3 protein-coding genes are annotated in these 2,452 nt (G+C 32.4%); all 3 read left to right on the top strand.

Annotation, left to right across the window (positions count from 1 at the left end; genetic code table 11):
- A partial coding sequence (locus V4538_17750; protein ID MES2382897.1) for an RHS repeat-associated core domain-containing protein occupies window positions 1-899 on the top strand: 899 nt, incomplete at its 5' end.
- A gap of 10 nt (window positions 900-909) precedes the next feature.
- The gene (locus V4538_17745) at window positions 910-1,656 is read left to right on the top strand and encodes a hypothetical protein (protein ID MES2382896.1); all 747 of its coding nucleotides are present in this window, start codon (window positions 910-912) and stop codon (window positions 1,654-1,656) included.
- Between the two features lie 308 nt (window positions 1,657-1,964).
- Window positions 1,965-2,452: hypothetical protein (locus tag V4538_17740; GenBank protein MES2382895.1), on the top strand; the 488-nt coding region annotated here is incomplete at its 3' end.

The raw sequence follows: 2,452 nt of genomic DNA, 5'->3' as shown, positions 1-2,452 counted from the left end.
TAGCTAGTTTCACTTTAGAAGAAGTTGATGCGGAAAATGGGTATAGGTTCGGCTTCAACGGTAAAGAGAAAGATAATGAAACCTACGGTGAAGGAAATGAGTATGATTTTGGAGCGAGGATTTATGATTCAAGATTGGGGAAATGGTTAAGCGTTGACCCACTGCAAATGGACTATCCTTGGTTGTCACCATATAACTTTTGTGCTAATAATCCTATATTCTACATAGATCCAGATGGAAAAAAGGTTGTACCAACTAATCCTGGAGCAAAAGAAGCTTTTGAGGCTATTTTTACTTCAGCAGGTATGTCTTCTAATCAAATGAAAGCAATCTGTAATCTAATGCCCAAACCACCAGTTCAAGGTGCAACAGAAGTGTTCATGTCTTTAGATCAAATAAATGAAAAACCTTTAAGTGAAAAGGAGTTTATTAAGAGGGCAGATGAAAATGGTGTAAAATTAGATAAGAAAAGTGAGTCAACTAAGAATGCTTATACGGCTTACTTAGCAATTGTTTCAAAAGAAGAAATTCAAGTAGAAGTTACGTCAGCTGCTTCGGGAGCATCAACAACTACCAGTAGAGGAAATAGTACTGGAGCTTATGTAGTATCTTCAAATCCTGGATATGCAGATCCAATTGTAACACCATTGAGAACCGAATATATTAATAAAATGCAAGCAGATGGAGGTGTTGCCACTATAGAAAATGTGCAGAGTACATTCAATGGAGGAAAGACATCTCAATTAGCAGATAAGTCGGGTACTAATTGGGTTTATGCTCAAAACCCTGATGTTAAGTCTAATGTAAAAGGATTTATAATGGTTAATACTACTAATACAACTCCAGCACAAAGAGGAATTAATTTGGCACAAGCACTTAAAGAAGTTTTAAAAAAATAATGTTTAAATTATGAAAACACTGCAATATTTATTTTTTCTTATGCTTTTGAATTTTCAAAATCAATTATTTTCACAAATCAATACTAAAGCTATTGATATTAAAGATTCTTCATTTATTACTTATGACACGAATAATATAGTTTTTAAAACCTTTTATTATCATCCGTTCTTTGATTTAGCAGAAAAATTGCCACATGGAAGGTATCTTGTATATGAAAAGGATAACAAAAAAAATAAAGCCCTTAGATTATATGGTGAGTATTCAGACGATTCTTTAAAGAATGGTACTTTCATGTACTACAAGTCATTTGAAATTAATGGAAAGAAAGAAAATTTAGCACAGCTTGTATATAATTATAGGAATGGAAAATTAGATGGACCATTCTCTGCATATGCGGTTTTTGATATATATTTTACTGGAAATTATAATAATGGATTGAAACATGGGACATTTATGGGATATTCTTTTGGCTCTCCACATTATTTAGAAAATGAAAGTATATATTTAAATGATACATTGATAAAAAGCATAAAATACTTTAAAAATTCAAGTAAGGTAATTTCGGAGATTTTTGAAAAAACAGATTCTAGTTCAAAATATAAGATAACATATTTTAAAGAGAATGGTTTAATAAAGGTAACTTATGTATCAATGGAAAGCGATACATTTTTAAAAACAAAATACAACGATAAAGGAACTGTGGAATCAGTTGAAACGGTTAATAGAATTGAAGAGAAAGCATTGCAACAAAGGTAAGAAAGAGTGTAGTGGGTAGTGTACCATTTATCACTTTTGGATATAATGATTTTCTAAATAACTGAAAAACAAAATAAAGTGTAGTTAAATAACCATAAAAGAGAGGGGTTAATATTCCTCTCTTTTATTTTATAAATGCGTTAGGGAGCATTATTACTAGGTTTGTATTTTCTTGGTGTACCATTTATCACCTAAAAAACCATGAATTGTCAATACTGTAAAGGAATTTGAATTAAAAAAGCTGCTAAAAATTATTTTATCAATCAGTATTAAAAGCAACTCCTTTTTTATATTATTGAGTTTATAAAATGCTAACTAAATACCCATTATATTACCATTCGTTCGGGGCTCCAATGGCTACTCGTAACAAACAGGTAAGCAGTGTGTTAGTGACAAAAACCGTGAGCGAAAGTTCGTTTTCAAGCGGTGTTGACGGGTGGGTACCGAGTGGTTCAGCTACACTCATTAACGTATATGGTAATGTACGTGCAATAACCACAGCAATAAACTCAGGGATGAAAAAAGTATTTTCAACCGAGCCCGGTAAAACCTATCGCATTAAGTTTAAAATAAACCTCCGCGGTTGGCCATACTTGTATGTAAAAGATTTGGCTACAACCAATACTATATTTAGTGTAACCGACTTTTTATCACCAAACAATTATGCTTATACCATAACCGCTACCGGTTACCAAACCCAAGTAGAATTCCTTGAAGTTGACAAAGCAGTAAGCGAATTACAACTAGCTAGTTTCACTTTAGAAGAAGTAGAGGCGGAGAATGGGTATCGCTTTGG

The organism is Bacteroidota bacterium, assembly GCA_040388375.1.
Taxonomy (GTDB): Bacteria; Bacteroidota; Bacteroidia; order UKL13-3; family UKL13-3; genus JAAFJM01.
This window is presented reverse-complemented; position numbering and strand designations above follow the sequence as displayed.